We start from the raw sequence: 21,802 nt of genomic DNA on the forward strand, positions 1-21,802 counted from the left end.
GGTCAGGCTCCCTGGCCGGAAGTGCGCCGGGCGAGCCAGAGCTTGAATGCCGTCCAATTGTCGCTGCTGCGCTTGGCAAGGCCCGTCAGCCAGTCGGCCCAACTGACAGGCAATTCCATGCTGCGCGAGGAAACGATGAACCAGATCGAAACCGCGGAGGCGACGATTGGTATGCCGTAGAGCAGGTAGACATAGTACCCGACCTTGTCGGCCTTGCCCGCGGCGAAGAAGCCCAGCCATCGCACGAAAAGCGCGATCGCGATCGCCGTGATCAGCGGATTGACGCGCGCCTCCCGGTGCGAGCGCGCATCGCCCGCGACCGCAAGCGCGATCAGCGCGAACACAAGCGAATAGGACCATTCGGCGAAACGCTGGTTCAGTTCCGCCCGATAGCTCCCCGGTTCGCGTTGGAACATCTTGTCGTTGGGATCCGGGTTGAGCAGATACGCCGTCGTCCGGTCCTTGGGCAAAAGCGTGATGTCGTTCGCAGCCGACATGAAGGCCGACATGTCGAAGGCGTAGGAGGTGAAGCGGATGACGGAGAGGTCGCCGGTCACAGACTTACGGTTGATGACGCCGTCATTCATCATCAGCACCTTCTCGTCGCCCTTTTCGACGATGCTGCCGCTCTTGGCGTAATAGGTCAGGCTTGCGCCTTCCTCGCGCGAATCGGCAACGAAGATGCCGCCGAGCCGGTTGCCGGGAAGCCGTTCGCCGACCTGCAGGTAAAGGCCCTCGTCGATCTTGCGGAACGTGCCTTCCTGGATGATCAGCGACACGAGGTCGGCACGCGAAGCCGCCACCAGCTGGCGGTTTTTCTGCCTGGCATAGGGGTCTATGGCGTTGTCGACGATGAAGGAAAAGGCGCAGGCAAAAGCCGCCAGCAGCAGGATCGGCCGCGCGATCGTCCAACGCGAGGCGCCCGCGGCGCTGAGCACCGCCAGCTCCGAATCGGTGTTCATCGCGCTCAGTGTCTGCGCCACCGCCACCACCAGCGCGAACGGCACCACGATCGGGATGATCGAGGGGATGATGAGCGCGGCGACCTCGAAGAAGGTCAGCGCCGACTGGCCGTTGTCGGTGACGAGGTCGATCTTGGCCAGAACCTGCGTCGTCCACACGATTGCCAGCGTCCACACCAGCGATGCGAGGAACATCGTCAGCGCGCGGCGCATGATGTAGCGTTCAACGACCTTCATGAAGGCTTTTCTCGATTTTGCCGAACGGCATCATGCCCGCCGACAAGGTAGTCATCCGGCGGCGCCCGTACAACTGGCTCATAGGTGGCTCGCTCCGGTTCTTCGCCCCACGCCGCGTGCCCTGGCGCGGCGGAGTCTCCGCGCCAATGGATAAAAAATGCAAAACATCGATGGTTAACAGCACATTACGGCAGCAAGCTAAGGTCGTGCCGAGGCGAATCCTTTGTCTATGGTGGCGCTGATATAGACAGCGATTCCGGCCAAAGTCTTGCCAAATGGCTGAAAACGACCAAATGTCGCGCACGCTTGCCAAACCCCTCGCTCGCTCAATAACACCTTTTGCCGGCACCTTCCGGCCATCCCCGAAAGCAGGACCTGATGACGTCGAGACCTTCCGTTTCTTTCGCCAAGTTTGCCGCGCCGAAAAAAGGCAGTGTCTTCGTCTTCGTGGCCGATGGCGGGGGGCTCGGCGAAGCGGCGAAGGTCTGCGATCCGGCCGGCGCACTGGCACGCGCCTTTCCGGTCGCCGATTTTTCCGGCAAGTTCGCAAGCTCGGCCGAGGTGCTGGCGCCGGAAGGAACGTCCGTCGACCGGCTGGTGGCGATCGGTGCCGGCAAGGTCGGGAGCCTCGACGACAATGCCTGGCTGAAGCTGGGCGGCGCCGTTGCCGCGTCGCTGCGCAAGGCGACCGAGGTGGCCGTCATCCTCGATCTGCCGGACCTGCAGCCCGACGGCCGTCAGGCGGCAAGCCTCGCCGCCGGCATCCTGCTGCGCAGTTATTCCTTCGACAAGTACAAGACCAGGAAAGACAAGGAAGACGGGCAATCCGACACAAAGGCGGGCAAGCCAGCCAGGATAACCATCCATTGCGTCGACCCCGCGGCCGCGAAGAAGGCGTTTGCGGGTGAGGAGGCCGTGGTCGACGGCGTGCTGCTTGCGCGCGATCTCGTCAACGAGCCGGCCAATGCGCTTGGGCCTGTCGAATTCGCCGAACGCGTCAAGGCGCTGGGGCAGCTCGGCATCGAGGTCGAGATACTCACTGAAAAAGAGATGAAGAAGCTCGGCATGGGCTCGCTGCTCGGCGTCGCGCAAGGTTCGCCGCGCGGCGCCCGCGTGGCGGTGATGCGCTGGAACGGCGGCAAGGCCAAGGACGCACCGCTCGCCTTCATCGGCAAGGGCGTTACCTTCGACACCGGCGGCAATTCGATGAAGCCGGCTTCCGGCATGGAGGACATGAAGGGCGATATGGGCGGCGCGGCCGCCGTCACCGGCCTGATGCATGCGCTGGCCGCGCGCAAGGCCAAGGCCAATGTGGTCGGCATCATCGGCCTGGTCGAGAACGCCGTCGACGGCCATGCCCAGCGCCCCGGCGACATCGTCACGTCGATGTCGGGCCAGACGATCGAAGTCTTGAACACCGACGCGGAAGGCCGCCTCGTGCTCGCCGACGCGCTCTGGTACGCCAACGATCGTTTCAAGCCGAAATTCATGATCAACCTGGCGACGCTCACCGGCGCCATCATGGTGGCGCTCGGCCAGCATTATGCAGGCTTGTTCTCGAACAATGACGAGCTCGCCGGCAGGCTGTTCGGCGCCGGCCAGGCCAGCCAGGAGCGGCTGTGGCGCATGCCGCTCGGGCCCGAATACGACAAGCTGATCGATTCCAAGAACGCCGACATGAAGAACATCGGCGGCCGTTATGGTGGCGCCATCATCGCCGCGCAGTTCCTGCAACGCTTCGTCAAGGACACGCCCTGGGCGCATCTCGACATTGCCGGCACCGCGATGGGCGCGCCGTCGAGCGAGATCAACCAGTCCTGGGGCTCAGGTTTTGGCGTGCGCCTGCTCGATCGGCTGGTGCGTGACCATTACGAAGGGTAGGGCGTGGCCGACATCCTGTTCTACCACTTGACTGAATCGACGCTCGAGGAGGCGCTGCCGGGCCTGCTCGAGCGCAGCGTCGAGCGCGGCTGGCGCGCGGTGGTGCAGACGGGCACGGAAGAGCGCCGCGACGCGCTCGACCAGCATCTGTGGATCTTCCGCGACGATTCCTTCCTGGCGCATGCCACCGACCGGGAGGCCTATCCTGCCGAACAGCCGGTTCTGCTGACCACGGGCGAGGCCAACCAGAACGCCGCCCAGATCCGTTTCCTTGTCGACGGCGCCAGTCCGCCCGAGCTTTCCGGCTACGAACGCGCCGTCTTCCTATTCGACGGCCATGACGCCGCGCAGCTAGAAGCCGCGCGTGGCCATTGGAAGACGATGAAGGAAGCCGGCCACGCCGTGACATACTGGCAGCAGACGCCCGACCGTCGCTGGGAGCGCAAGGCTTAATGCATGTCGCGCAAAAGTGACCTCGGTTTTGCGGCAACGACATGCATCAAACAAAGGACCTAAAGCGCGTCGCCTGAATCCGTTCCAGCGCGACGCGCTTTAGCTCGGAGGCGGTTCGCTATGCCTGCAGATGCTGCCACAACGCCTCGGCCGCCGGTCCGTGCGGTTTGTCGCGCCGCCGGACAGCGGCGACAGTCTCGGTGCGGCCGGGGATATGCCGGCCGGCGATCGAGAGCAGTCGTCCGTCGCGCAGCTCATCCTCGATCAGCCATCCCGGCAGATGACCCCAGGCGAGCCCGTGCAGGATCAGTTCTTTCTTCATCGCATGATCGGGCACGGAGCAGGAATGCGCCCCGTCGAGGACGAAGAAGTTTTCCGATGAGGGACGCCGCGCGGTGTCGCGGATCACGCATTGGGTAAAGGGCCGCATCGCTTCCGGCGTGACGTCATGCCCGATTTCGAGCGGCAGGAACCCGGGCGCCACCACCGGCATGAAGGCGACTTCACACAGATCGATCCGCTCGAGGTGCGGGTCGGACGGGTTGGCGCGATGGAAGACGAGATCGGCCTCGCCGTCCATCAATCGCTCGACCGGCCCGCTGATCGCTTCATAGTCGAGATGCAGGCGCGTGCGCGGCCGCCCGGCGAAGAAGCGGCTGAGCAGGCCGAGTATTCCGGGTCTCGGGCAGACGTCGCCGATGACGACGCGCAAAATGGTTTCCTCGCCGCTCGCGAGCTGGCCGGCATAGTCCTTCAGATGCTCGACTTCGCGCAGCGCCAGTTGCGCGCGGCGGTGGAACAGGCGGCCTTCTTCGGTGAGGTTCACCCGGTATCCGCCGCGGTCGAGCAGGGTCAGGCCAAGCTGCTCCTCCAGCCGCGCGACCGCGGCGAAGATAGAGGGATGCGTCCGGTGCAGCGTCTGGGCCGCGGCCTGGAAGCTGCCGCCTGTCGCGACGGCATCGAAACATCTGAGATCGTGAAGCTTCAAATCGTCCATAGTCGAAAAATCCTACAGAGATTGTCAAATCATAGTAATTTTCTTCGATGATCGCCAGTCTTAGCTTTGCCCCATCGAAAGCTGCGGGAGCTACCCGCCAACCACGATGAGGATCAAATGACCGACACACTTCACTTCACGGCGGGCGATGGCGCCCGCATCGCCTACAGGTTGGACGGTCCGGAGGATCGGCCGGTGCTGATGCTCTCCAATTCCATCGCCACGACGTTGCATATGTGGGATGGCCAGGTTCCGGAACTCGCCAGATCCTTCCGCGTGCTGCGCTATGATTTTCGCGGCCATGGCGGCTCCGACGCGCCGGCCGGCGCCTATTCGCTCGACCGCCTGGGCCGCGACGTGCTGGAACTGCTCGACTTTCTCGGCATTGCTCGCGTGCATTTCCTCGGCCTGTCGCTTGGCGGTTTCGTCGGCCAGTGGCTGGGCATCCATGCGCCGGAACGCATCGATCGCCTGATCCTCTCCAACACCTCGCCGCATCTCGGTCCGGCGTCCTATTTCGACGAGCAGATAGGCAATGTGCTTGCGGCAAGCGACCTGTCGGCCACGGCGGACATGTTCATGCGCAACTGGTTCCCGGCTTCGATGCTGGCCGCTCAAAACAGGACGGTCGAGCCGTTCCACGCCGCGATCCTGGCCATGTCGCCACAAGGGCTGGCGGGATGCTTCGCCGCGGTCCGCGACGCCGATCTGCGCCGTCCGATTTCCTTGATCACCGCGCCGACGCTGGTGATCGGCGGCGAGGACGACAAGGTGACGCTGGCAAGCCACAGCGAGGCGATCGCGGCGACGATCCCCGGCGCCGAGCTTCTGCTTCTGCCCGGCGTCCACCTGCTCAATGTCGAGCGTCCGGCAGAGTTCATGGAGGCGGTGGTGGGATTCCTCCGGAGCCGATGATCCGGCAGTGCGGTATGAGTTTGGGAAACGTCGCCTCAAATCGCTTTTTGCGCTAGATAGGGCCGAGCTCATGCGGCGGGGGGAGAATGCGGATCAGGATCGTCGGAACCGGCAGGGCGGTACCGGCTGAGCGCCTCACCACGCGCGCCCTGGAGGCGAAGCTGAGCCTCGGCGAGGGCGTGCTGGAAACCGTCACCGGCGTCGTCGAGCGGTATGTCTGCAATGCCGAATCGCAAATCGATCTCGCCTGCGCCGCGGCCACATTTGCGCTTGCCGATGCCGGCATCGAGTCCGGCGCCGTCGACCTGATCATCGGCGGCTGCGGCGTGCCCTACCAGCCGCTGCCGGCGACCGCGCCCCTGGTCATGCAGCGCCTCGGCCTGGCGGACGGCTCGGCCGCGGCTTTCGACGTCAACAGCACCTGCCTTGGCTTCCTTACCGCTTTCGAGACCGCCGGCCGCATGATCGAGGCCGGGCAATGCGAGACGGCGCTGGTCTTTTCGTCCGAAGTCGCCTCGCGCGCCTTGCCGTGGGGCGACGCGCCGGAAATCGCCGCGCTCTTCGGCGACGGCGCGGCGGCGGCCGTGCTGCGCAAGGCCAAGCCAGGTGAGGGCAAGGTGGCGGCGAGCCTGATGCGCACTTATCCTTCAGGCTGGGAGGCTTGCGGCATCGGTTCAGGCGGCACGCGCTTCGATTTCCGCAAGGAGCAGGAAGCGTTCGCCGCGCACAGCCTGTTCCACATGGACGGCAAGGAATTGTTCCGGCTCACCGCGCGCCACTTCAACGGCTTCGTCGATGCTCTGCTCGATCGCGCCGGCTGGCGGCATGACGATGTCGACCTCGTCGTGCCGCACCAGGCGAGCCCCTTCGCGCTTGCCCACATGGCGCGCCAGACAGGCTTTGCGGCGGAAAGACTGGTCGACATCTCCGCCCGCTTCGGCAACCAGATCGCGGCCTCCATACCTTTCGCGCTGGACGTCGCGCGCCGCGAGGGCCGTGTCGCGCCGGGCACGAAGCTGCTCTTCCTCGGCACGTCGGCCGGCGTCTCCTTCGGCGGCATGGCGCTGGAGGTCTGAGGCGATGGCCGTGCTCGTCACCGGCGCCAGCGGTTTCTTGGGCTCGCATGTGCTCGAGCGGCTGGCCGCGTCCGGCACGCTGGCGCTCGGGCTCGGCCGCGATGAAGCACGCTGCGCCGCGCTCGAGGCCGCCGGCCATCGCATCATCCGCCACGACCTGACCGAGCCGCTCGACGGCACGCTCGATCCAAGGCTCAGCAGGGTCGAGCGGATCATCCATTGCGCGGCGCTCTCTTCGCCCTTCGGTCGCCTCGCGGATTTCGAGACGGCGAATGTGACGGCGACGCGAAACCTCGTCGATTTCGCCAGGCGGCAGGGCGTCAGCCGCTTCGTCCACATCTCCAGCCCGTCCGTCTGCTTCGCCTTCCGCGACCAGCTTGGGCTCAGCGAGGACGCGGCTTTACCGGAGCCCGTCAATCACTATGCCCGCACCAAGCGCGAGGCGGAGAAAATCGTGCTCGGCCAGCCCGCCATCCATCCGGTGGTGCTGCGGCCGCGCGGCATTTACGGCGCGGGCGATCGGGCGCTGCTGCCGCGGCTGATCAAGGCCGCGAGGAGCCGGCCTTTGCCGCTGTTTCGCGAAGGCCGGGCGGCCATCGACCTCACCCATGTCGACGATGTCGTCGACGCGGTGATGGCGGCGCTCGCGGCGCCCAGGGAGGCGGAGTGCCAGATATTCAACATTTCCGGTGGCGAGATGCTGCCGGTCCGCCGCATCGCCGACGAGGCCTGCAGCCGCGCCGGTCTCAAGGCGCGCTGGCGGCCGACGCCGCTGATGCCGGCGATGCTGGCGGCGGGCCTGATGGAAGCGGTGGCGCTTCGGCTGCCCGGCCGGCCCGAGCCGCCGGTCACCCGCTATGGGCTTGGCCTCTTCGCCTATGCGCAAAGCCTCGATCTTTCCAAGGCGAAGCGGATGCTCGACTGGGCACCGAAAATCTCGTTCGAACAAGGGCTTGACCGCACGTTCGCCGATGAGGCCGGGTCATGAAGATCGTCTTCGCCAACAGCGCTTGGGTGAGCGCCGCCGAGCGATTGATCCTGCGCGGCGGCGGCTGGCAAAGTGTCAGGCTGCGCGTCCGCTACGGACTGATCTTTCACCCGGCTGCCGGGCCAGTGCTCATCGACACCGGTTACACACCGGAAGCGCTGAGCGACGATCGGCGCGGCCGGATGCTGCGGCTCTACGGCGCGTTGCTCAAACCGCAGCTCAACGCCGAGGAGCAGGTCCTGCCGGTGCTGCGGCGCTTCGGCCTGTCGCCCGATGATATCCGCACAATCATCGTCACCCATTTTCACGCCGACCACGTTTCAGGCCTGTCGCTGTTCCGCAACACGCGCTTCATCGCCAGCGATGCCGCCTGGGCGCGGGTCAAGGCGCGCGGCCCGAGGAAGAATCTGCGCCATGGCGTCTTCACCGAACTCTTGCCGGCGGATTTTGAGGCGCGGCTGGAGGGCCTGTCCTCGAAGCAGTGGGTCGAGGCGCGCGAGGATGTACCCGGCGGCGCCGATCTCTTCGGTGACGGCAGCGTGATCGGGGTCGATCTCCCTGGACATGCCGATGGCCAGTTCGGCCTGTTGTTTGCCGGGCTCGATCGCCCACTACTCTACGCCGTCGACGTGCAATGGCTGCTCACAGCCCTGACCGAGAACCGCACGCCGGGCTTCCCGGCCACGCTGATCGCCGAGGATGCCGCGGCAATCGAGCCGACCAGCGCCATGCTGCGCCGCTTCCTCGCCACCGGTGGCGAGGTGATGCTTTGCCACGATCCCGCGCCGACATCCTATGATCTCGCGCCGGAGGCCGCATGAACGGGCTGGCGGAAGCGGCAGGCTCCTTCGCCCTGACACGTTGGGTCTCGCGCAAGACCCGGCCCGGCTTCGAACGCTGGCAGGCGGCCGCCTTGCGGCGCTTCCTCGACCGCGACCTGCCGCGCGCGCCCTTCTACGGCAAGGCGCCGGCGCGCCTCACCGATCTGCCGGTCACCGACAAGGCGCTGCTGATGGCGCGCTTCGAGGATTTCAACGTCCACGGCCTCAACGCCTCGCTAGCCTGGGCAGCCCTGGCGCGCGATGGCCGGGCTGGCGCGCTCACGGTCGGCGCAAGCACCGGCACGTCGGGCAATCGCGGCCTGTTCGTGATTTCGGAAGCCGAGAGATATCGCTGGCTGGGCGCGATCCTCGCCAAGGCGACGCCCGATCTTCTGTGGCGCGGCATGCGCGTCGCCGTCATCCTGCCGCAGAACACCGGGCTTTACGACAGCGCCCGCAAATCGCGGCTGATCAAGCTCGCCTTCTTCGATCTGACGCTGGGACCGGAAAGCTGGCGCGGCGCGCTCGAAATGTTCGACCCCACGATCATCATCGCGCCGCCAAAGATCCTGCGGCATTTCGCGGCCGAGAACTTTCGGCTTCGGCCGAAGCGCGTCTTCTCCGCCGCCGAGACGCTCGACCCCGTCGACCGTCCGGTGATCGAAGCCTTCTTCCGGCTGCCGCTCGACCAGATCTACATGGCAACCGAGGGCCTTTTCGCCGTGACCTGCCGGCAGGGTGGACTGCATCTTGCCGAAGACTCCGTCTTCTTCGAATTCGAGCCGGCGGGCGAGGGGCTGGTAACGCCTTTGGTCACTGCCTTCCGACGCCAAACCCAGATCATGGCGCGCTACCGGATGAACGACCTGCTGCGCCTCTCGGATCAGCCTTGCCGTTGTGGCTCGCCGCTGCGCTGTGTCGACGAAGTTGTCGGCCGCATGGACGATGTCTTCCGGCTTGGTTCGGCGGACGGGCCGATCCTCCTCACGCCGGATGTGCTGCGCAACGCCGTGCTCAAGGCCGATCGCCGCATAGATGATTTTCGCCTCGTCCAGATCGGGCCTGACAGGGTCGAGCTCGGGCTTCCGCCGACGCTCGCGGACGATGCGGCGGCTGCCGCTCGTCAAGCGGTGCAGACATTACTGGACACACGAAAGGCGGTCGTCACCGTCACGCTCGTCCGCGCGCCGCTGCCGCTGGAAACAGGCCGTAAGCTGCGCCGTGTCGAATGCCGCCTGGAGCAGGCGCGATGAGCCGCGCCGCGACGATGAACAGGCCCGCGCAGCAGGCCGACCGCGTCGAGAACAAGCCGGCAAAAGTCGAGGCTTTCGTGAGGCTTTTCAACGAGATGCCGGTGCGCAATCTCATTGCCAACCTCAAGACCAAAGTGGAGGTTTTCGAAGTCGCCGGCCGCGTTTTTCCGCTGACGTTGAACGACGCCGCTGAAGCGCCCAACTGCTATATCTGCTGCCCGACCAGCGCCTATATCGACTATGCGGTGGACGAGACACGCAACTTTGCCGCCCGCCCGCTGCTGCGGCGCGCGCTCAACGCGCTGATTGGCGCCTGCGCGCCGCTGGTCGGGGCAAGCGGCCTCGACCATCAGGCGCAGGTCAACAACTGGCTCTATTCGACCAATCCGGTGCCGCTGCTCGACCGGCCGGCGGTCGCGGCGCTGCGCGCGGCCCTGGCCGCGCGTTTCCCCGATCGCGCTATCGTCATCCGCTCGCTGAACGATATCGCCGATCCGGCGACCATTGCCGCCTTGAAGGCCGAGGGGTTCCGCATGCTGGCGGCGCGTCAGATCTACATCTTCGCCGACCGCAGCGCGGCGCCGGCGATGACGCGCGACATGAAGCGCGATCGCGCCCGCCTGCGCGCGACACCGTTCGAGTGGGTTGGCAATGGCGATTTTGCCGAGGCCGACTATGCCCGCGCCGAGCAGCTCTACGATATGCTCTACCTCGACAAATACACGCCGCTCAATCCGCACTACACCGCCCGCTACATCGCCGAGATGCACCGGCGCGGCATCATCAGCATGGCGGGGTTGCGCAGGCCGGGCAGCGAGCTGGTCGCCGTTACCGGCCTGTTCGAAAACGGCGGCACGCTGACCCAGCCCATCGTCGGCTACGACACGGGCCTGCCGGTGGCCGACGGGCTTTATCGCATGATGATGGCTGTGGCGCAGGACCACGCCACGGCGCGCGGCCTGTTCTTCAACATGAGCGCCGGTGCCGCCGGTTTCAAACGCCGGCGCGGGGCGGTTGCCGCGATCGAGTACAACGCCGTCTATGCCGGACATCTTCCACGCCGTCGGCGGATAGCGGTCCGCGTCATGGAGACGGTGCTGGCGCTGGTCGGCATTCCCCTGCTCAGGAGGTTCGAACTGTGAGCGAGCGCCGCGGGGAGGATCATTGGCAGGCGGTGGCGTTGTCCGCCGACATCGGCAGGCGGCCGAGGCGCATCCTGTTCGACGGTCAGCCCGTGGTGCTGTTCCGCTCGGCGCATGGCATCGCCGCGTTGTTCGACCGCTGTCCTCACCGGCTGGTCGAGCTGTCGACCGGCAAGATCGTCGGTGGCGAGATCGAATGCCCCTACCATGGCTGGCGTTATGACGGCGAAGGCCGTTGCACCGCGATCCCAGGCCATGTCGGCGCCATGCCGCATTACCGCGTCCGCCGCTACGCGGCGATCGAGCGCGACGGCGTGGTCTTCATCTCGTCCGGCGCGCCCGAAGGCGAACCTTACCTGCACTGCATGCAGGGCAGGGACATCATCGTGCGGCGGGTGCGCTCATCGACCCAGTCGACGGTGATCGACGCGGCGGAAAACATCCTCGATGCCACCCACACCCACTTCACCCATAAGGGCCTGCTGCGCGGCCTCACCTCCAAGCGCCACCTTGTGCGGGTCGAGGTGACCGGCGGCGAGGGCTGGGTCGAGGCCAGCTATTCCGGCGAGGACCGCCAGCAGGGTCTGATCAGCCGGCTGCTGGAAGGCGAGCGTGCGAAGACCATCGGCCGCTTCCGTCATCCCGGCATCGCCGAGCTCGAATATTGGGGCAAGGACGGGCTGGTTTTGGCCACCACCTTCTATCTTCGCCAGGCAGACGAGCGCACCGTCGAGGGCATCGGCTGGCTGATCGGCCGGCGCCAGGGCCTGCTCGGCGAGTTGAAGGCGCTTGCCTTCAAGCCGCTCTTCACCATCGCCCTGCATCAGGACCGCCGTGTGTTGAAATCGGCCAGCGACAACGCTCGGCTGCCGCCGCAGGCCTTGCCAGTGATCGGCCCGCTCGATTTCCTGCGCCGCGATATCGCCGCGATCATGGAGGGGAAGATGCCGGGGGCGGCGAGCGAACCGAAGGTGCATGAGATCGAGCTTTAGATATAAGCTAAGGTGCGAGGAGCTGGAGATAGTGCGATGCCCCTTGAGACGACACGCTTCGATATTCTTGATTATCTCAAGACCCCCGAAGACCGCCTGGCTTTTATCGAGACGGCATTTGAGGATGGCGAGTCCGTCGGTGTCGCCCATACCCTAAGCAGTGTGGCACGCTCTATCGGCATGAATGCCGTTGCAAGAAAAGCTGGAATGACACCGGAGGCGCTTGACGAGGCTTTGAGCGACAGCGACCCACCGCTCAGTACATTGCTGGCGGTGCTCAAGGCGTTAGGCCTACAGCTTTATGTGAAGCAGGGTTGATACGACGGCAACGTTGCATTCCTTCACACCCCCCTCTGTCCTGCCGGACATCTCCCCCCGCAAGGGGGGAGATTGGATGTCGCGACCGCTTTCGCCAATCATCGACGTTGCAGGAAAGGCGCCGTCGGCGGAGCCGCTGATCTCCCCCCTTGCGGGGGAGATGGCCGGCAGGCCAGAGGGGGGGGCTGTCCCGCCGACGTCACCGATTCGTCCCGTTCCACTCGATATCCCGCGTCGACGCCGACTGCAGGCTGATCCCTTGGCGCAACGCCACGCCCGCGATCTCCGCTAGCGCCGCCCATTGCGCCCTGACCGGCGCTGAATCGCCAGGCCAATCGAGCAACTCCTCGCCCTCGCGCATCGCCTTGCGAAAGTGGGCGAGGCCGCCTGAACGCAGCGCCGCCGGCAATCCATAAATCCACATCGCGAGTTGCACTGTTTGCGGCGCGGTGACGTCGGGCGTGACTTCCGGACCCTCGCCGAGCGCGGCATCCACGAAGCGCGCCGGATCGCGGAAGAAATGCAGGCCGCTCACGGCGCGCGGGTTGCATTCGAGCGGCAGCACGCGGCCATCCGCCTCGCGCATCAGGTCGAAGGAGATCTGCCCGGTCCACGCGGTGCCCGCGACGACGCGCTCGACAAGCTCGCGCGCGGCCGCGTCCTCGACCCGCTCGAAGAAGATGCCGGCACCCTTGCCGGCGCGATAGAGTGAGCGGTAGAGCGCCAGCGCCTTGAGCTGACCGTCGCGCGCCACCGCATAGGCGCTGATCTCCTCGCCCTCGACGAAACGCTGCGCCACCCAGGGCATGGCGGGCGAGGGCGCGATCGCATCGAGGAAATCCGGCGTCGGACGCAGCAGAACGTGGCTGGCGAAGCGCGACCAGACCGGCTTGAACACCAGGTCGCGCGAGCGGCCACGCACCGCCTCCAGATCGTCGCGGGAATTGAGAAGCGTGGTCTCCGGCACCGCCAGGCCAAGCTGTTCAGCCAACCGGATGAAGCCGTGCTTGTTGTGAACCTGCGCCAGCAACCCGAGATCGGGGGCGAACAGTCGCGTCGGCATGGTCCTGCCGCGCCAGGCGAGCGCAAGGTGAAAGACTTCCTCGCAGGTCGGGATGACGAGGCCGATGCCCTCAGCCCGTATCAGCGCCTCCACCGCGTCGGCATAGCTCCGCGGCTCGAAGCGCGGCGGCGGCAATCGATGATAGCGCGCGCAGGCCTTGCTCGCCGCCGCGATGGGCCGTGCCGGCGTGTCGGCCAGGATAACCCTATGACCCGCGCCGTGGAGAAGGCGCGCCAGATGCAGCGCCACCGGCGCGCGTGCCCCGGTAATCAGCACTGTCTCGTTAGCCCCCGGCATCAGCTCATACGGTCATTTCAGCCGCGACGACCGTTGCGCGAAATCGCCGTGCTCGGCAATTGCGCTATTTCGCGCCGACAGAGATGCGTGTTTCCGTGTGGGGAGAGATTAGAACTTCGCCTTGAAGCGTTTCACCATCCTGCTGGCGTAGTCGCCATTGCGCAGGTCCGATTTGCCGTGTCGGTCCCTGAACTCATACCAATCTCCGTTGGCAGATTTGCGCTGGTAGATCACCTTGCCGGCCTGGCGATGCTCGAAGCAGCTCAAGGACGTCTTGGCGCCCCATGAGCCGTGCCAAGTTGCCCGGAAACACAGCTTGCCGCTACCGGGGATGAACCAGATACCCTCGCCGTAGCTCTTGCCACCTTGAGTGGACCAGGCCGTGAACTGCCGTTTCTGCACTGCAAAATATGCCGCGCCGTGATTGCCCCAGCGCCAGGAACGGTTCTTGTAGAGCTGATAGACGCCTTCGTCAGAAACGGCGGCGGCCTTCGCTGCCTTGTCGTCGATCCTGTTCGCGGCCTTGGCCATTGCCGCACCCTGCAGGCCGACAACAAAAACGGAGCAGGCGAGCGCCGCTCCGACAAACTTCCCCACTGCACTTTTCACGATTTTACTCCGCGGACTGATTACGCAACACTGTTCACCCACCACCGAGCCAGCTCGGCGGCAACCCACTTTAACACCTTTAGCTGGAGCCCGTCCCCACCTGACCGGGACGGGCATGCTTGCCATGCCCTATGGCAGGACGTGCTGCGTCACCCGCCAGTCGGGCAGCCCATAGCCTCCCAGCCACGGCCACACTTCTTTCTGGTTGAAGTAGACGACCGAGGTCAGGGCTGGGAACTCCGCGTAGGACTTGCGGGAATCATCCGCCCATTTCGAAACATAGTCCTGCTTGCCGACATAGCCGAGCTCGGCCACGACCACAGGCTTGTTGAACTTGGCCACGCGGTCGTAGCCCGGCTTCAACGTTTCCTCGAAGGTCCGGTCGCGGCCGACTTCGTCATTGTCCTTCTTCTGCAAGCCGAACACCGACAGGCCGATGACGTCGACGTAGTCGTCGCCGGGATAGTATTTTTCAAGGCCCTCGATACCCTTGGGCGACCACATGTATTTTGCTGCGGGCGCGGCCTTGCGGCAGAGATCAACCTCGCGCTTGTAGGCGGCGATCCAGTCCTTCGGCGCCCAGTTGGCCCAGGTAAAGCGGCCATTGGTGTCTTCCATTTCCTGGGCCCAGCGGATGGTGACCGGGCTCTTCATCTGCCCGACCAGGTTGCAGATCGCCTGCATGTTGGCGTCATATTTGCCGCCCAATATGCCGTTGCGCAATTCAGGCGGTGTGATGCGCCAGTCCTTCGACCAGGTCCACGGCTCGATGGTGATCAGCAACGAGCGGCCGCGTTGCTGCGCATAGGCGTCCGCCAGCGGCAGCGTCGACAAATCGACGTCTTCCCAAGGCAGGAACAATTCCTCGATGCTGGCCGACTTGTCATTGCTGAAATCGCCGTAAGGATCGTAGGAGCCGAACGCCGACGCGGCCGAGCTCGTCTTGATCGGGTCCGTCCCGGCCGGCGATCCGGCCGATGCCGGTAAGGCCACGCCGAGAATGAGCGCCGACACAAGCGCGGTTGCTGTGGAGAGTTTCATATCCGCCTCCATGGCTTCAACATCCCGCCGGACCTTGAAGCTTGCCACGACGTGCCGACCCAAACCGGCACGCAAACCCAAATATCGGTCTGCCGACGTGAAATGCGGGTTTTCTGAGCGACTGGGACTGGCGCGTTTCACGCTGTGCCGTCCACTATTGCGGTCTCCCAAGCCCTATACCTGGACTTTGAGACGATGTCGCCGCGATACTCACAAATTCGCGTCAACGTTACGATATTAACCCTTCCTCATATAAGAGCCTATGCTCGATCAGAGTCAAGCGCAATTAACCGTTACTTAACCTTATCGCCGCCGGCATGGTTAATGACGGAGATAGTCTGCCGCCCGGCGTGGGGATGGTGCTTGTTCAAAGCCGGCAAAGGTTGGCCGCCACGGCATCGCCCGGTAGGGCAAAAGGGTGTGGAGGCAAGGGGTTAGGTTAACCAGTTCCCAATAAGCTTGGTTAACGAAAGACTAATTTTGTTGACTCTGCATTAGCGCTCACTGATTCTATGGCGGGGTAAATGCGTTCGGCCGGCTTGGTCGGGCGAGCAGGGCGGCGGGTAGTATGGGCGTATCTGCGGATGCCGTTGTTGTCGGCGGCAAAACGAGGTCATTGGACCGGGCTGCCGAGGTTTCGACCGGACTTGGCCCCAAGGGTCCTTACCTTGTGCCTGTTCTTACCCCCCGCCAGGAACTGTTCTTGCGGCTGGGCCTCGGTTTCTGGTTCGTCACGCTGATCATCTTCTGGTCCTGGTGGCTGCGACCCGCGCATATCGACCATGTCGGGCCCTTTGCCTTCGCCACCATAGTGTTGGCCTGGCTCACCCTGATGCCGATGTATTTCCTGCTCAACGTTCATGCCTCGCGGAAGTCGTCGAAGCTGCACGCGATCCCGAAGCGTTCGCGCGTCGCCATGGTGGTCACCAAGGCGCCGTCCGAGCCCTTTGCGGTGGTCCAGCGTACGCTGGAGGCGATGCTGGCGCAGGACTATCCGCATGACACCTGGCTTGCCGACGAGGATCCCGGCGAGGAAACGATTGCCTGGTGCGACGCGCATGGCGTGCTGATTTCGACGCGCCGCGGCCGCGAGGACTACCACCGCAAGACCTGGCCGCGGCGGACCCGCTGCAAGGAAGGCAATCTGGCTTTCTTCTATGATCACTACGGTTACGAGCGCTACGACTTCGTCGCCCAGATGGACGCCGACCACGTGCCCACGCCGACCTATCTGAGGGAAATCCTCTATCCATTCGCCGACCCCGGCGTCGGCTATGTCTCGGCGCCCAGCATCTGCGACAACAATGCCGACGAAAGCTGGGCGGCCCGTGGCCGACTGTTCCCGGAAGGCATGTTCCACGGCCCCTTGCAGTCCGGCCACACAGGCGGCGGCGCGCCACTCTGCATCGGTTCGCACTACGCCGTCAGGACGCGGGCGTTGCGCGAGGCGGGCGGCCTTGGCCCGGAACTGGCCGAGGATCATTCCACCTCGATGCTGATCAACGCCGCCGGGTGGCGCGGCGTGCATGCCATCGACGCCATCGCCAACGGCGATGGCCCGCAGACCTTCGCCGATCTCGTCACCCAGGAATTCCAGTGGTCGCGCAGCCTGGTGACGATCCTGCTCGAATACACGCCGAAATACTTCGCCAAGCTGACGCCGCGGCTGAAGTTCCAGTTCCTGTTCTGCCAGCTCTGGTATCCGCTGTTCGCGGTCTTTGCGCTGATGATGTATGTGATGCCGATCTATGCGCTGTTCACGGGGCGCAATTTCGCCAACGTCATGTATGCCGAATTCGTCTTCCACTATGCGCCGAATTCGGTGGCGCTGGTCGGGCTGGTGATCATGCTCAAGGCCTTCGGCCTGTCGCGGCCGACGACGGCAAAGACGCTGAGTTGGGAAGGCACGCTGTTCCTGTTCTTCGCCCGCTGGCCGTGGGTGCTCTGGGGCACGCTGTCGGCTGTGCGCGACTATATCACCAGATCCTTCGTCGATTTCCGCGTCACGCCGAAGGGCAGCGGCCCGAAGCAGCTTCTGCCCGCGCGCGCTTTCGCGCCCTATGTCGTGCTGGCGATTGGCGCGGCCCTGCCGGTGCTGCTGGTCAAACATCCTTTCGATGCCACCGGCTTCTACTGGTTCGCCGCCTTCAATGCCTTCCTCTATGGCCTGCTCGTCACGGTGATCATTGCCAGGCATGTTCGTGAGAACGGGATTTCGCTGCGCGCCAACGCCGCGAAACTCGCCCTGCATGCTTGTCTCGCGCTGATCGCGCTCGGCGTCCCGATCGCGGGTTTCTACGATCGCGGGCTTGAGGGTATCTATGGGTTGCAGCAGGGGGCCGGCGGTTTTCGCATCGTCAGGATCGCCTATGTGATATCCGGCGCCGGCATGGGCGACATCGGCTCGCGCAATTTCTATTTCGACCCCGGCTGGGACAACAACTCCAGGTAGCTCGTTGGCACGAGGGCCGATGAAAATGCATAACCAGTCCGTGGACAAAATGCGCTTTGCCCGCGCCAGTTCGATTGTCGTCTTCACCGTGCTGTTTGCGTGGCTGCTTCTCGGTGCTTTCCGAAGCATGGTCGTCGACCCGCAGACAACGCTTCAAGGGTTTCTGAAAGCGGTTCCCCTCGGGGTGGCCTCAAGCTACCACGACCAGATTTTCCTCGCGAGCCTGACCGCGGTCGCTCTGTCGTGCCTGTTTGCCGCGAAAGCCAGCCGATGGGCAACTGGCGCTATCCTCGCTCTGTTCTACTCTGCGCTGGTCGTCTCGATCTGCTGGGGATTCGCAAACACCAATCTGGTCAAAATCCTGGGTGAGCCGTTCACCTTCCAGTGGCTGGTCTACGGCGATTTTCTCCAGAACGAGGACGCCAAGAATGCAATGGGGGATGCGTTCAGCCTGTTCGATCTCTCGATCATATCCATCTCGGGGCTGTTGACGCTTGCCCTCGGGCAGGCGGCCGCCCGACTTTCACTCAAGCTTGCGCCGATGATCCAACGGGTCGTGCTTGCCGCGGTCGTCGTGTGTTTCGGCGCCGCGCTCTACAGCACGCGCTCCTACGTGACGGCGGAAGCCCTGCCGGCCGCGAAGATCGAGAACCCGATCGTCCATTTCGCGGAATCGGCCATGTTCAACGAGACGCCCGTCGTCCTGACCATGAAGACGAGCACCGACAACACCGATGTCGCCACGGTCGGTGAACGTCCGCCCGAAACATCGCGCTTCAAGGCGCCTTCACCGAATTCGATAAAGAACGTGCTTGTTTTCATGATGGAATCGGTGCCCGCACGATATGTGGAGACCTTCGGAGGCAAGTATCCTGTCACGCCGACCATAAAGAGATATGCCGATAGATCGATTCGCTTCGACAATATCTATGCGAATGCGCCGTCCACCAATTATACGTTATTCTCGCTGTTTAGCTCGATGTACAACGACATTTCGTACTACGGAATGACGTACAGTCACCCATACCTCCGGCTAGATTCCATCTCCAATACGTTGTCGACAAGCGGCTTTCGCACGGCCTTCTTCTGGAGTGCGGATTCACGCTTCCAGCGCGTCGATGAGTTCCTGCTCAATAAAGGTCTTGACGTCGTCCAGGATTTCAGAGGGCAGAAGTGTGCCGAGCCTACATTCAAGCTCAGTACGAAGGAATGGAAGAATTTCGACTACATCAGCGACTTCTGCTCCGCGCAATCGATCTCCGACTGGATGAATGCCGATCCGGAGAAGCCGTTCTTCGGCATCATGTTCACGGCGATGACCCACTACCCCTACATCGTCAACAATCCCATGTTCTCGGCGCGCGCACTCTCATCCGTATCCGGCACTGAGACGCACTATGCCGACGACGAGAAGTTCAATGCATATCTCAATGCGTTGAAGATAGGCGATGCAGCACTCGGAAATGTCCTCGATTCCCTCGATCGGTCCGGCAAGCTGGATTCGACGCTCGTGGTCATCTTGGGAGACCATGGCGAGGCGTTCGGCGAACATGGCACCTACGTCCATGCCAGCGCGCTCTACGACGAGAACGTCCATATACCACTCATCATGATCAACAGGCATCTGTTCCATGGCGACCTCGATCATTCGGTCGGCGGGATCATCGACATCGCGCCCACGATCCTCGACATCCTTGGCCATCCGCTTCCGAAGTCATGGCAGGGCCGCAGTCTGTTCAGCGAACAGCGCCCGAACAGGACATTCTTCTTTGCGCCTTGGAACGGATATCAGTTCGGCTATCGCCAGAACGACAGCAAGGTCCTCTTCAATTCCTCCACCGGGAAGCTCGAACAATATGATCTCAAGTCCGATCCCGGTGAAAAGGCCAATCTTTTCACCGGTGACGTGGGCGCCCGGGACGCCTTGATCCAACCGATCGCACGATGGGTGCAGTCGCAGAGGCGTCGAGTTGCCGACATGGTTGCCTTCCAGAAGAAAGACACCTCACGTTGCGCCGCTACCAATATCGAGTTCGACGCTGCCGGCACGAACTATCGGGGACCACCGACGCTTGACGTCCTGGTCAACGGCAAGGTCATCAGCCGGTTGGATGTCCCGGGCAAGGAGAGCACGGCATCGACACCCCAAGCCATTGTCAAGGAGCTGCAGGAGGCGTCCTCCCATACCACGCCATTTGACGTCGATATCAGCAGCGTGCCGGATCCCCAGAGGATCGAGCTTCGCTTTGTAAACGACCTTTGGGCCGGAGACGCAAAGGGCGGTGACCGCAACATTTTCATCAAGGATGTCAAAATAAACGGACAAGTACAGGCTACCGCCAAGCTCCATATCGAGGAGAAAGATGCAGGCTCCATCGACGACATCGGAGCCAGCCTCTACGGCAATGGTGCGATATGGTTCGATGGTCCGTTCGTCGAGGCCTGTCGCTAGAACAATTGTTCGCGCAACGGCCGGGTCGCCTTGCGCAATAGTTCAAATTTGAATCGTATCCGATGTTGCGCCGCAAGATCGCGCTCATCATGTCGTTTGCGCGAAATTTAATAAGTACCGTCTAATATTAAGCCACGATGCGGATGGCTTCTGGCCGTTCGCGCCGCGCGAAGGCCAAGGAAAGAGAAGTATATCCGCGCTGAAGAAACGCTTATTTCGTGGCAGGGGACGAGAATGAATAATTTCATGAATGCAGAAGTGACTATCGGCAAAAGGTATGCTTGCGCCATTGTCGCCATTGCACTGGCCTCGATGGTGTCCGGTTGCCAGAGCATGGACACGATGAAGACCAGTTCGGTCGGCATCACCCCGGCAGCCCACATCGCCGCCAAGAAGGTGCGATACCTCAAGCAGCAGCGCTTGCATCGCGTTCACCGCAAGTCGCTGACGCAGATGTCCAGTGTGATGCGCATCCGCGAGGAGGCCTATGCCGCCTTCGTGCGGCCGCAGCGTGCTCGCCTGCCCGTGCCGGTCAAGATTTCCTACAACATGGGCGGCGTCGGTCCGCTGCTTGGCCACTCGCCGTGGATCTGCGGCCCGAGCGGCTTCGGTCAGCGCTCGGCCTGCCGGGCGCGCTAAATTAGGCCGGGCAGTTTCGCAGCCCCGGTGTCACGACGTGATCGTGGGGCACGGGGACGGTTCGCCGTCAGCGTGCCACCTCTTGCCCTCCGGTCGCCCGCGCGTTGCGGTGCCGGCGGACGAGCGGTGGGAAATCATTTCCGGCGCGGCGTCGCCTTGACGGCCACCGGCTTGCTCGGCCAATGCCAACCGTCGCCTTCGCCATGCGAGGGCTGTGGCCGCGCCACATAGGCGAGCGCGCCATTGGCCTCGAGATAGACGCGCGACAGCATTTCGGCGAGCACGCCCGACGTCACCGCCTGCAGCCCGGCGATCACCAGGAAGAAGCCGGTGATCAGCATCGGCCTGGTGCCGATATCCTGTCCCCAGAAAACCTTGATCGCAAACAGATAGGCAAGGATCAGCGAGCCAAGCACGCCGAGCACGATGCCGATGCCGCCGAAGAAATGTCCGGGCCTCGTGCGGTAGCGCAGGAAGAAGAACATGAAGACGAGGTCCAGCACCACGCGGAAGGTGCGCGAGATGCCGTATTTCGACTGGCCGTGGATGCGGGCGTGATGCGTCACCACTTCTTCGGAGATGCGGCGCGGCGTCGTCACCGTCGCGAGCCACGCCGGGATGAAGCGGTGCATCTCGCCATAGAGCCGCACGCTGCGGATGACGCTGCCGCGGAACACTTTCAGGCTGCAGCCATAGTCCTTGAGCTTAACGCCGGTGACGCGCGCGATCAGCCTGTTGGCGATGCGCGAGGGCAGGCGCCGCATCCAGAACCCTTCCTTGCGGTCCTTGCGCCAGCCGGCGACCAGGTCGAGATCCTCGGTCAGCAGGCGATAGACCATGCGGGGAATGTCGAACGGATCGTTCTGCAGGTCGCCGTCGAGCGTCGCGATGACATCGCCGCGCGCGACGTCGAGGCCGGCCTGCATGGCGGCGGTCTGCTTGTAGTTGCGCACCAGCTCCACGCCATGCACATGCGGCCCATATTGGGCCGCCAGCCGCCGGATCTCGGCGGGAGTGGCGTCGGTGCTGCCGTCGTCGACCAGCACCACTTCCCAGGGCTGGCTGTAGTTTTCCATCGCCTGATGGATCCGCACCAACAGCGGCTCGACATTGTCGGCCTCGTTGTACATCGGGATGACGATGGAGAGCTTGTGTTCGGGCATGACGGCGCCCTCGGGCAATCCGGAAGCCGGAATGGGAAGCACGTTCATGGC

At 63.8% G+C, this 21,802-nt stretch carries 19 protein-coding genes; 13 read left to right on the forward strand and 6 right to left on the reverse strand.

Annotated features, from left to right (window positions below; translation table 11 throughout):
* Window positions 1-2 precede the first annotated feature (2 nt).
* Window positions 3-1,199: an LPS export ABC transporter permease LptF gene (lptF, locus tag WDX12_RS21480; RefSeq protein WP_320296341.1), complete on the reverse strand. Its 1,197-nt coding sequence runs from the start codon at window positions 1,197-1,199 to the stop codon at window positions 3-5.
* 378 nt (window positions 1,200-1,577) lie between these two features.
* On the opposite strand from lptF, the gene WDX12_RS21485 reads away from it, so the two are divergent.
* Window positions 1,578-3,080: a leucyl aminopeptidase gene (locus WDX12_RS21485; protein ID WP_434721921.1), complete on the forward strand. Its 1,503-nt coding sequence runs from the start codon at window positions 1,578-1,580 to the stop codon at window positions 3,078-3,080.
* Window positions 3,081-3,083: 3 nt separating this feature from the next.
* Window positions 3,084-3,533, forward strand: a complete 450-nt coding sequence (locus WDX12_RS21490) for a DNA polymerase III subunit chi (RefSeq protein WP_320296339.1) — start codon at window positions 3,084-3,086, stop codon at window positions 3,531-3,533.
* 118 nt (window positions 3,534-3,651) lie between these two features.
* On the opposite strand, the gene WDX12_RS21495 is transcribed toward WDX12_RS21490, so the two are convergent.
* A complete protein-coding gene (locus WDX12_RS21495; protein ID WP_434721922.1) occupies window positions 3,652-4,530 on the reverse strand; it encodes a LysR family transcriptional regulator in 879 nt (292 codons plus the stop codon).
* 117 nt (window positions 4,531-4,647) lie between these two features.
* On the opposite strand from WDX12_RS21495, the gene WDX12_RS21500 reads away from it, so the two are divergent.
* The 8 genes from WDX12_RS21500 (at window position 4,648) to WDX12_RS21535 (ending at window position 12,035) form a co-directional block, all read left to right on the forward strand.
* Window positions 4,648-5,445 carry an alpha/beta fold hydrolase gene (locus WDX12_RS21500; protein ID WP_434721923.1) on the forward strand — a complete coding sequence of 266 codons (798 nt, stop codon included), beginning with the start codon at window positions 4,648-4,650 and terminating at the stop codon, window positions 5,443-5,445.
* Window positions 5,446-5,531: 86 nt separating this feature from the next.
* On the forward strand, window positions 5,532-6,521 hold the full coding sequence (locus tag WDX12_RS21505) for a 3-oxoacyl-[acyl-carrier-protein] synthase III C-terminal domain-containing protein (RefSeq protein ID WP_320296336.1): 990 nt from the start codon (window positions 5,532-5,534) through the stop codon (window positions 6,519-6,521).
* Between the two features lie 4 nt (window positions 6,522-6,525).
* Entirely contained in the window at window positions 6,526-7,509 is a 984-nt protein-coding gene (locus WDX12_RS21510) for an NAD-dependent epimerase/dehydratase family protein (protein ID WP_434721924.1), read from the forward strand.
* The gene (locus WDX12_RS21515) at window positions 7,506-8,330 is read left to right on the forward strand and encodes an MBL fold metallo-hydrolase (protein ID WP_434721925.1); all 825 of its coding nucleotides are present in this window, start codon (window positions 7,506-7,508) and stop codon (window positions 8,328-8,330) included. The genes WDX12_RS21510 and WDX12_RS21515 overlap by 4 nt, the downstream gene beginning before the upstream one ends.
* Window positions 8,327-9,583, forward strand: a complete 1,257-nt coding sequence (locus WDX12_RS21520) for a F390 synthetase-related protein (RefSeq protein ID WP_434721926.1) — start codon at window positions 8,327-8,329, stop codon at window positions 9,581-9,583. Before WDX12_RS21515 ends, WDX12_RS21520 begins: the two co-directional genes overlap by 4 nt.
* Window positions 9,580-10,725, forward strand: a complete 1,146-nt coding sequence (locus WDX12_RS21525) for a GNAT family N-acetyltransferase (protein ID WP_434721927.1) — start codon at window positions 9,580-9,582, stop codon at window positions 10,723-10,725. Before WDX12_RS21520 ends, WDX12_RS21525 begins: the two co-directional genes overlap by 4 nt.
* A complete protein-coding gene (locus tag WDX12_RS21530) occupies window positions 10,722-11,717 on the forward strand; it encodes a Rieske 2Fe-2S domain-containing protein (protein ID WP_434721928.1) in 996 nt (331 codons plus the stop codon). Before WDX12_RS21525 ends, WDX12_RS21530 begins: the two co-directional genes overlap by 4 nt.
* 36 nt (window positions 11,718-11,753) lie before the next feature.
* Window positions 11,754-12,035, forward strand: a complete 282-nt coding sequence (locus tag WDX12_RS21535; RefSeq protein WP_320296330.1) for an addiction module antidote protein — start codon at window positions 11,754-11,756, stop codon at window positions 12,033-12,035.
* 199 nt (window positions 12,036-12,234) lie between these two features.
* Here the strand turns inward: WDX12_RS21535 and WDX12_RS21540 are convergent, their stop codons facing one another.
* The 3 genes from WDX12_RS21540 to WDX12_RS21550 form a co-directional block, all read right to left on the reverse strand.
* Window positions 12,235-13,395: an ATP-grasp domain-containing protein gene (locus WDX12_RS21540; RefSeq protein WP_434721929.1), complete on the reverse strand. Its 1,161-nt coding sequence runs from the start codon at window positions 13,393-13,395 to the stop codon at window positions 12,235-12,237.
* Between the two features lie 108 nt (window positions 13,396-13,503).
* The gene (locus tag WDX12_RS21545; RefSeq protein WP_434721930.1) at window positions 13,504-14,004 is read right to left on the reverse strand and encodes a DUF995 domain-containing protein; all 501 of its coding nucleotides are present in this window, start codon (window positions 14,002-14,004) and stop codon (window positions 13,504-13,506) included.
* 129 nt (window positions 14,005-14,133) lie between these two features.
* Window positions 14,134-15,057: a glycoside hydrolase family 26 protein gene (locus tag WDX12_RS21550; protein WP_434721931.1), complete on the reverse strand. Its 924-nt coding sequence runs from the start codon at window positions 15,055-15,057 to the stop codon at window positions 14,134-14,136.
* A gap of 556 nt (window positions 15,058-15,613) precedes the next feature.
* Between WDX12_RS21550 and WDX12_RS21555 the strand changes: the two genes are divergently transcribed.
* From WDX12_RS21555 to WDX12_RS21565, 3 genes are all read left to right on the forward strand, one after another.
* Entirely contained in the window at window positions 15,614-17,497 is a 1,884-nt protein-coding gene (locus WDX12_RS21555; protein WP_434721932.1) for a glycosyltransferase family 2 protein, read from the forward strand.
* Between the two features lie 19 nt (window positions 17,498-17,516).
* A complete protein-coding gene (locus WDX12_RS21560) occupies window positions 17,517-19,949 on the forward strand; it encodes a sulfatase-like hydrolase/transferase (protein ID WP_434721933.1) in 2,433 nt (810 codons plus the stop codon).
* A gap of 234 nt (window positions 19,950-20,183) precedes the next feature.
* A complete protein-coding gene (locus WDX12_RS21565; protein WP_320327839.1) occupies window positions 20,184-20,588 on the forward strand; it encodes a hypothetical protein in 405 nt (134 codons plus the stop codon).
* A gap of 134 nt (window positions 20,589-20,722) precedes the next feature.
* Here WDX12_RS21565 and WDX12_RS21570 read toward each other — a convergent pair whose 3' ends face one another.
* The gene (locus WDX12_RS21570) at window positions 20,723-21,799 is read right to left on the reverse strand and encodes a glycosyltransferase family 2 protein (RefSeq protein WP_434721934.1); all 1,077 of its coding nucleotides are present in this window, start codon (window positions 21,797-21,799) and stop codon (window positions 20,723-20,725) included.
* Window positions 21,800-21,802: the final 3 nt, after the last annotated feature.

The organism is Mesorhizobium sp. RIZ17 (genome assembly GCF_051127865.1).
Taxonomy (GTDB): domain Bacteria; phylum Pseudomonadota; class Alphaproteobacteria; order Rhizobiales; family Rhizobiaceae; genus Mesorhizobium; species Mesorhizobium humile.

Coding starts and splice junctions, on each gene's coding strand:
- WDX12_RS21535 (WP_320296330.1), top strand. CDS start 11,754: ATGCCCCTTGAGACGACACGCTTCGATATTCTTGATTATCTCAAGACC.
- WDX12_RS21505 (WP_320296336.1), top strand. CDS start 5,532: ATGCGGATCAGGATCGTCGGAACCGGCAGGGCGGTACCGGCTGAGCGC.
- WDX12_RS21510 (WP_434721924.1), top strand. CDS start 6,526: ATGGCCGTGCTCGTCACCGGCGCCAGCGGTTTCTTGGGCTCGCATGTG.
- WDX12_RS21565 (WP_320327839.1), top strand. CDS start 20,184: ATGAATAATTTCATGAATGCAGAAGTGACTATCGGCAAAAGGTATGCT.
- WDX12_RS21515 (WP_434721925.1), top strand. CDS start 7,506: ATGAAGATCGTCTTCGCCAACAGCGCTTGGGTGAGCGCCGCCGAGCGA.
- WDX12_RS21495 (WP_434721922.1), bottom strand. CDS start 4,530: ATGGACGATTTGAAGCTTCACGATCTCAGATGTTTCGATGCCGTCGCG.
- WDX12_RS21560 (WP_434721933.1), top strand. CDS start 17,517: ATGAAAATGCATAACCAGTCCGTGGACAAAATGCGCTTTGCCCGCGCC.
- WDX12_RS21570 (WP_434721934.1), bottom strand. CDS start 21,799: ATGAACGTGCTTCCCATTCCGGCTTCCGGATTGCCCGAGGGCGCCGTC.
- WDX12_RS21520 (WP_434721926.1), top strand. CDS start 8,327: ATGAACGGGCTGGCGGAAGCGGCAGGCTCCTTCGCCCTGACACGTTGG.
- WDX12_RS21485 (WP_434721921.1), top strand. CDS start 1,578: ATGACGTCGAGACCTTCCGTTTCTTTCGCCAAGTTTGCCGCGCCGAAA.
- WDX12_RS21555 (WP_434721932.1), top strand. CDS start 15,614: ATGGGCGTATCTGCGGATGCCGTTGTTGTCGGCGGCAAAACGAGGTCA.
- WDX12_RS21540 (WP_434721929.1), bottom strand. CDS start 13,395: ATGCCGGGGGCTAACGAGACAGTGCTGATTACCGGGGCACGCGCGCCG.
- WDX12_RS21550 (WP_434721931.1), bottom strand. CDS start 15,057: ATGGAGGCGGATATGAAACTCTCCACAGCAACCGCGCTTGTGTCGGCG.
- lptF (WP_320296341.1), bottom strand. CDS start 1,199: ATGAAGGTCGTTGAACGCTACATCATGCGCCGCGCGCTGACGATGTTC.
- WDX12_RS21525 (WP_434721927.1), top strand. CDS start 9,580: ATGAGCCGCGCCGCGACGATGAACAGGCCCGCGCAGCAGGCCGACCGC.
- WDX12_RS21500 (WP_434721923.1), top strand. CDS start 4,648: ATGACCGACACACTTCACTTCACGGCGGGCGATGGCGCCCGCATCGCC.